This is a genomic window from Acidobacteriota bacterium, assembly GCA_022340665.1.
In the GTDB taxonomy this organism is placed as follows: Bacteria; Acidobacteriota; Thermoanaerobaculia; order Thermoanaerobaculales; family Sulfomarinibacteraceae; genus Sulfomarinibacter.
Genome location: JAJDNM010000114.1, coordinates 1 through 6,151 on the forward strand (window position 1 = coordinate 1; position 6,151 = coordinate 6,151).

At 61.7% G+C, this 6,151-nt stretch carries 8 protein-coding genes; 5 read left to right on the forward strand and 3 right to left on the reverse strand.

Features of this window, described 5'->3' with window-relative positions:
• Positions 1 to 675, forward strand: a 675-nt coding sequence (locus tag LJE93_12855) for a homocysteine S-methyltransferase family protein (GenBank protein MCG6949794.1), incomplete at its 5' end; no start/stop codon positions are given.
• A gap of 135 nt (positions 676 to 810) precedes the next feature.
• Entirely contained in the window at positions 811 to 1,332 is a 522-nt protein-coding gene (locus LJE93_12860) for a transposase (protein MCG6949795.1), read from the forward strand.
• Between the two features lie 97 nt (positions 1,333 to 1,429).
• Here the strand turns inward: LJE93_12860 and LJE93_12865 are convergent, their stop codons facing one another.
• The gene (locus LJE93_12865; protein MCG6949796.1) at positions 1,430 to 2,725 is read right to left on the reverse strand and encodes a C1 family peptidase; all 1,296 of its coding nucleotides are present in this window, start codon (positions 2,723 to 2,725) and stop codon (positions 1,430 to 1,432) included.
• Between the two features lie 88 nt (positions 2,726 to 2,813).
• On the reverse strand, positions 2,814 to 3,596 hold the full coding sequence (locus LJE93_12870) for an SDR family oxidoreductase (protein ID MCG6949797.1): 783 nt from the start codon (positions 3,594 to 3,596) through the stop codon (positions 2,814 to 2,816).
• Positions 3,597 to 3,763: 167 nt separating this feature from the next.
• Between LJE93_12870 and LJE93_12875 the strand changes: the two genes are divergently transcribed.
• From LJE93_12875 to LJE93_12885, 3 genes are all read left to right on the forward strand, one after another.
• Positions 3,764 to 4,576: a hypothetical protein gene (locus tag LJE93_12875; protein MCG6949798.1), complete on the forward strand. Its 813-nt coding sequence runs from the start codon at positions 3,764 to 3,766 to the stop codon at positions 4,574 to 4,576.
• A 177-nt stretch (positions 4,577 to 4,753) separates the two neighbouring features.
• Complete coding sequence (locus tag LJE93_12880; protein ID MCG6949799.1) at positions 4,754 to 5,113, forward strand: DUF1428 domain-containing protein; 360 nt, start codon at positions 4,754 to 4,756, stop codon at positions 5,111 to 5,113.
• A gap of 72 nt (positions 5,114 to 5,185) precedes the next feature.
• Positions 5,186 to 5,338, forward strand: coding sequence for a hypothetical protein (locus LJE93_12885; GenBank protein ID MCG6949800.1), 153 nt, complete (start codon positions 5,186 to 5,188; stop codon positions 5,336 to 5,338).
• A gap of 89 nt (positions 5,339 to 5,427) precedes the next feature.
• Here LJE93_12885 and LJE93_12890 read toward each other — a convergent pair whose 3' ends face one another.
• On the reverse strand, positions 5,428 to 5,799 hold the full coding sequence (locus LJE93_12890; protein ID MCG6949801.1) for a cytochrome c: 372 nt from the start codon (positions 5,797 to 5,799) through the stop codon (positions 5,428 to 5,430).
• Between the last annotated feature and the right edge of the window lie 352 nt (positions 5,800 to 6,151).

The following is a 6,151-nucleotide window of genomic DNA, read 5'->3' on the forward strand; positions in this document are numbered from 1 at the left end:
CGCCTCGAAGAGCTCACTGGCTTGGCGGTGGACCTTGCCGAAAGGGCATGCGAGAAGGCCGGCCGCCGAACCCGCCTGGCCGGATCGTTCCCGCCGCTCGAGACGAGCTACCGCGCCGACCTGGTGAAGGGCCGTGATGAGGTGCTCGAGGGTTACCGGAGGATCGGATCGATACTCTCAGGCCGGGTCGACCTGATTCTCTGTGAGACGTTGGCGAGCTCACACGAGGCTGTGTGGGCGTGCGAGGCGGCCGCAGAAACCGGCGTCGAGTACTGGGTGAGCTGGACGCTTCAGGGCACCCGGCTGAACACCCTGCCGAGCGGCGAGAGCCTGGCCGACGCCTTCGCCGCTCTTGGCGACATCGAGCCGTCGGCCTACCTCGTGAACTGCTGCGGGGCCAACTTCGTGACCGCTGCCCTGCCAGTGCTGGCGGGCCTCACCTCCTCGCCGATCGGCGGCTACGCCAACGCCGAGCACGTTGTGCCCGCCGATGGCCCCGCGGGTCCCGACGCCGATGCCGAGTTTGCGCAGAGCCAGGCATCGACCGTCCTCGGTCCGGACGCCTACGCCGCCGAGGTTCGGAAATGGCTCGACGCCGGGGCGAGCATCGTCGGCGGGTGTTGCGGCACGCGACCGAAGCACATCCGGCGAATCCGGGAGATGCTGTCCACCTGAAGTGGAATCGGAGTGCGCTCTGGCGGGCCCTGAAGGACCCGCCTACAGAGAGAGATGGGATTGTAGGCGGGTCGTTTACGGCCCGCCAACGGATCGATCCGCGAGGCGAAACCTCCACGCGTGTACCATGCATCCGTGAAACGTCAGCGACGCCACCACCTGCCCGAGGAAGTCTACGACGGCAACAACCACGTGGTGTACCTCACCACCTGCACCGCGAACCATGGCCGATGGCTGCGGGAACCGGACCTCGCGGCCATTGCACGCGACGAGATCTTGATGCTCCACGGCGCATACCCGGTGATCGGCTACTGCATCATGCCCGACCACATTCACATGCTCTTGGGTAACGCGGGTTCGAAGTTGGGATCGATCATGAACAGATTCAAGGGGCGAACCTCGCGTCGGGTCCGTGGCGTGCGACGTGGTCTGGAGGTGTGGCAGGCCGGGTACTGGGACCATATCGTGCGGAGGGAAGAAGGCCTGTACAAGGTACTGCAGTACATTCTGTTGAATCCAGTTCGCGCGGAGTTGGTCGACGATTGGTGGGACTACCCCTGGCTGGGTGCGCCGCTCCTGGGAGATGTCGGACCGGACCTCTTCGATGTTCTTTCGCCGGAGGACCTCGTCTGGCGGGAATTGTTGGCGGACGAGTGAATGCGCTCTGGCGGGCCCTGAAGGACCCGCCTACAATCGGAAAGGCGTGTGTAGGCGGGTCGTTTACGGCCCGCCAACGGTCGATCAGTTCCCAACCTCAGCCGTCAACGCGGTCCAGAATCTCGCGCACCTGGTCCTTGTGCACGGTGAACATCAGCATCTTCAGGCGCACGTAATCGTCGCGGTAGAAGTAGTAGCCCTCGAACGAGCCGTACCGGGACGACCTGTTGGAGTCCTTGATCAGGAACCAGTCGTGGCCGTCGAGCTTCATGTGGCCGACCAGGTGAATGAGATGATCGTCGGTCGTGCTGCGGTTGGCGAAGCGCAGCTCGCGCGCGCTCTGGTCGATGTACTCGGCCGGAATGTCAAAGGTCGGAATCACCGCCACGTCCTCGAACCCGTTCATTCCCGGCTCGGAAACATCCCCCCCGAACACCAGGCTGTTGCCGGTCGTGGCCACGCGGACGATGGTGTCGAACCACACGTCGAGCGGCACGTTGAGGTAGCTCGCGTCGTGCCACCAGTTGTCCGGAACCGCATACTCCCCACGGCTCCAGAACGGTTCCGACATCGTCGACATCACGCTGACGTAGTCGCCCGGGTCGATGCCGCAGACGTCCGAGAGGAATTCCTTCGGCGTCAACTCGCGGCCCTCCCAGACCACCGTCTCCGGCGGCCTGCCCATGGTCGCGTCGAGCAGCTCCCGCACCATGGCGATCACCACCTCCTCGTCCCAGAAGTTGTTGTCCTTGCACCACTCGAGCAGCGCCCGGATGTGATCGAGCATGAGGTCGTGGTTGAAACGCGTGTCCTCGAGGATGACGCCCTCGTACACACTCCGAGGAACAACTCCCCGTTCGTCCAGCACCCGTAGCAACGCAGCGGATTGCGAACCGTGGCCCAGCGCGCTCTCACCTCGTGACGCGATGTAGCCACGGGCCTTGTTGACGAACTCCCAGTAGGCGGTCCACATCTCGGACAGCTTGATCTCCCGGTCATGCAGCCGTTTGATCTCGGACTCGATGAACGACGTCGTGCCGAAGCTCCAGCAGGTGCCGGTCTTGTACTGCGGCGTCGGCGGGAAGTGCCACACCCTGCTTGTGAACGCATCGGGGCTCTCCGGCTTGACCAGATCGCCGAGGTCGAAGCGCAGCTTCTGTTTCGGCTCGGTGCGCTCCTTTTCCGCTGCGCGGTATGCCTCGAGCAGCTCCTCGGTCTTCTCCTTCGCCGCCTTCTTCAACGCATCGTCCGCGTCGTCCATCTCCTTGAGGATCGGGTCCTCGTATTTGTCGACGTAAACCGCCGTGTCGCGTTTGGGCTCGTCGGCATCTGCCGCGAACGCCATAAGTCCCACAATTGCCCCCGTCAGAACCAGCACTACCATCCGTCGCATAGCGCGCCTCCTTGTTGCGAATATGATAGCGGAGTCGTCGACGAACTGATTCAGGGCATGCGGGCTCGAGCTTCAAAGCGCCCGATCATCACCACTTCCTGATGCGGCCGTCCCAGCTCTGGAAGGTGCCGGTGTCCTCGATGGTGAGCCCGGCGATGACTCTGCGCATCCCGGCGATGGACTCGGCCGGGCTCAGAGCGGCCTCCGGACCGCCCATGTCGGTGCGCACCCAGCCCGGGCTCATCACGACGCAGGTGAAGCCCTCGTCCTTGTAGTTCATGGCTAGCGAGCGGGTGAACATGTTGAGTGCGGCCTTGCTTTCGCGGTAGCCGTAGTATCGGCCGACCTCATTGTCGGCGATGCTGCCGAGGCCGCTGGTGATGTTGACGATCTTCTTGAGCTCTCCCCGGCGCAGATTGGGCAGCAACGCCCCGGTGACTCGCATCGGTCCGAGGGTGTTGACGGCGATGGCTCGCTCGACGCCCTCGAAGTTCAGCTTCTCGAATTCCATACTGCCATCGCGGTTGGCATACCCGGCGTTGTTGATCAGCATGTCGAGCGGCAGCTCTCCGAGATCGGCGGCCAGCCGGGCCACGCTCTCGGGATCGGTGACGTCGAGCTGAAGAATGCGGACACCAAGCTTGCGAAGCTCGGTGGCCTCTGCCGGCTTGCGCGCCGTCCCGATCACCGACCATCCGGCCTCGGAGTACTGGCGGGCGAACTCGAGCCCGAGCCCGCGGTTGGCGCCGGTCACCAGCACTGTTTTCGCAGCCTTGCCGTCGTCCGTCGCGTTCGCCACGGCAGCCGACACCAGCATCAGGACAATCACGAGCGCAGTCCATGTACACGACACGCAACGATCGAACTTCATGGCGGTCCCTCCTCGGGTATGTCCCAGAACATCCACGGCAACAATCGGACGCTCCCGAGAAATTCCGTTCTCTAATTCGCGAGCCGCCCCTCGATTCGGCACCTGTAGAATGAGTACTCAGGTTCTGTAATGAATTCAGATCGCACGATGAGATTCGCGGGCGCCGGATGAGCGATACGTCTTCCATCCTGACGCGCCTGGAAGCAACGATTCTCGGTGACTCGACCCTGGATGTCACCGAGCGTCGCCGCAAGTTGTTCGTGGCACTCGGCGTCGCCGTGGCCATCCCGTTCATCTTCGTGATGGATATCGCCAATTTCTCCCTGCTGAGCAACTTCGAGATCTTCATCGACACCTTCGCGATCGTGCTTCTGGTAGCCAACCTCGTACTCATTCGAATCCTGCCCACCGGCATCTGGCTCTACCGGGTGGACGCCCTCTTCTTCGGATTTCTTGCGCTCTTCTATCTGACCGAAGACCTGGGCGACGGCACCGCCGTGATGTGGTCCTTCGCCTATCCCATCGTCTTCATATTCCTGCTGGGCAGACGCGAAGGCGCGATCTGGACCTGCGTGTTCTGCTTGTGCACCGTCGTGCTCTTTCTCACCAGCCCGACGAACTTCGCTCCCTCGTTCCCGCTCGCATTCCTGGCCACCTTTCTGTTTATCTCCCTCCTGGCGTTCACCGTCGAAACGCTGCGCGAACTGTTCGAGCGAGAGAGCCGAGCGCTGATCGAACAGCTGGAGACCGCGTTGTCTGAGGTGAAGACCCTCAAACGCCTGCTGCCCATCTGCGCCAACTGCAAGAAGATCCGGGATGACAGAGGGTATTGGAATCAGATCGAGTCCTACCTCAAGGAGCACGCCGACACGAGCTTCACCCACAGCGTGTGCCCGGACTGCATGGAAGAGCTCTACCCGGAGTTCGTCGAACGTTATATGAAAAACTCGGCACCACCGGGCGAGGGCGAGTCGGACTGACGTGCTCTCCGCATAGTTAATTCCCGTCATGCGTGACACCAAGCCGAGCTGCTCGAAGTGGCTGGGGCCCGAGCGCCGATCTCGCCGCCAGGAATGGGCCGAGGCGACAACCGGTTACCGATCACATACAACTCACGAATGTTTCGTGCCGTCGCGAGTCAATACCTGGAGGACTGTATGAAGTACGTCAGCAGTTGGGTCGTGCCCGTTCCAAAGAAGAATATTGCCGAGTATCGTCGCAAGGCGCGTCGTTTTGGCAAGCTCTGGATGGAACATGGCGCGCTCGAATATGTCGAGTGCGTGGCGGAGGACGTCACAAAGGGCAAGGTGACGTCGTTCCCCCGGAGCGTCAAACTCAAGCGCAACGAAACGGTGGTCCTTGCGTGGCTCGGATTCAAATCTCGCGCGCACCACGATCGGGTGTTGAAGAAGGCCATGGCCGATCCGAAAATGCAGAAGCTGATGGATCCCAGCCAAATGGTCTTCGATGGCATGCGCATGTTCTGGGGCGGTTTCGAGGTGATGTTCAAGCTCTGACCGAGCATCGACAATCGCCGCGCACAAGAACGATTTGTTCCGAGGATCGAAAGACACTATCGAGGAGGTCGGGTGGTGGATTCAAAGCCGATCGTTGTGGAGCAGTCGTTCTCGGTGTGGCCTGACGCCGTGTGGCAGGCGATCACCAAGCCGGACCTGATGCAGCGGTGGTACTTCGAGCCAATCGAGGACTTCCTGAATTCGGGCACCATGCATGCCAAATAGACGGTTCCCTAGCCCGATCTTCTCACCGGATTTCGTGATAATGTCAGCGACCCAGCCTTCCTGTATCCGAATCGGCGATTTCGCAGTTCTCAGTCGTCTGGTGACTGGATGTCCACCATCAGGTACTCGGCGAGCACCGCGAGCCTTTCGGCGGACACCTTGTCGCCATACCCGGGCGACTTTCCCGAGACCTTCGGCATTCCGATGGCGTACTGTTCAGCCTTGTAAGCCAGGCGCGGATCCTTCCTGACCATCTCATCAGGATCGGTCAGGTAGCTCACCAGCCGGTCGGCGGACCAGTGGTCCGCGAGGCCGGTGAGAGGCGGCCCCGCACGCTTGCCCTCGCGGTTCTCGCCATGACAGGTTGCACAGTCAAGTTCGACGTAGACCTGCCAGCCCGCCAACTGCTGTTCGTCGAGCCCCGGCGGGGGTTTTGGCTGCTTCGCACCGCAACCCGGCATGACGGCCAGTAGGACGCCGATTCCTATTACAGACCCAATTGAACGAGCCGGACGACGCATGTCGCACCTCTGTTTCCGACCAATAACGGTCAGAATCTTCTTCCTCTGCGGATCCAGGGACAACAATGTAGCAAACTCACCGGCGTGGCCCGCCGTTTGTCCCCGAGTGGCGCGGAGCGGGATCGGGAGACGGCCGGGGCGCGGAGATTTCCGACCCTCGAATAGCTCAATAATTGATCACATGGGCAACTTGACTTTTGACTCTGTGCACGCGATAAACACTCTCAGGGTTGACATGACGATAGCGAGGATCGCGCCCAAGGTGAGGCTCTGAAGGGGGGCAGCCATGAGG

Coding starts and splice junctions, on each gene's coding strand:
- LJE93_12870 (MCG6949797.1), bottom strand. CDS start 3,596: ATGAAGTTCGATCGTTGCGTGTCGTGTACATGGACTGCGCTCGTGATT.
- LJE93_12880 (MCG6949799.1), top strand. CDS start 4,754: ATGAAGTACGTCAGCAGTTGGGTCGTGCCCGTTCCAAAGAAGAATATT.
- LJE93_12875 (MCG6949798.1), top strand. CDS start 3,764: ATGAGCGATACGTCTTCCATCCTGACGCGCCTGGAAGCAACGATTCTC.
- LJE93_12865 (MCG6949796.1), bottom strand. CDS start 2,725: ATGCGACGGATGGTAGTGCTGGTTCTGACGGGGGCAATTGTGGGACTT.
- LJE93_12890 (MCG6949801.1), bottom strand. CDS start 5,799: ATGCCGGGTTGCGGTGCGAAGCAGCCAAAACCCCCGCCGGGGCTCGAC.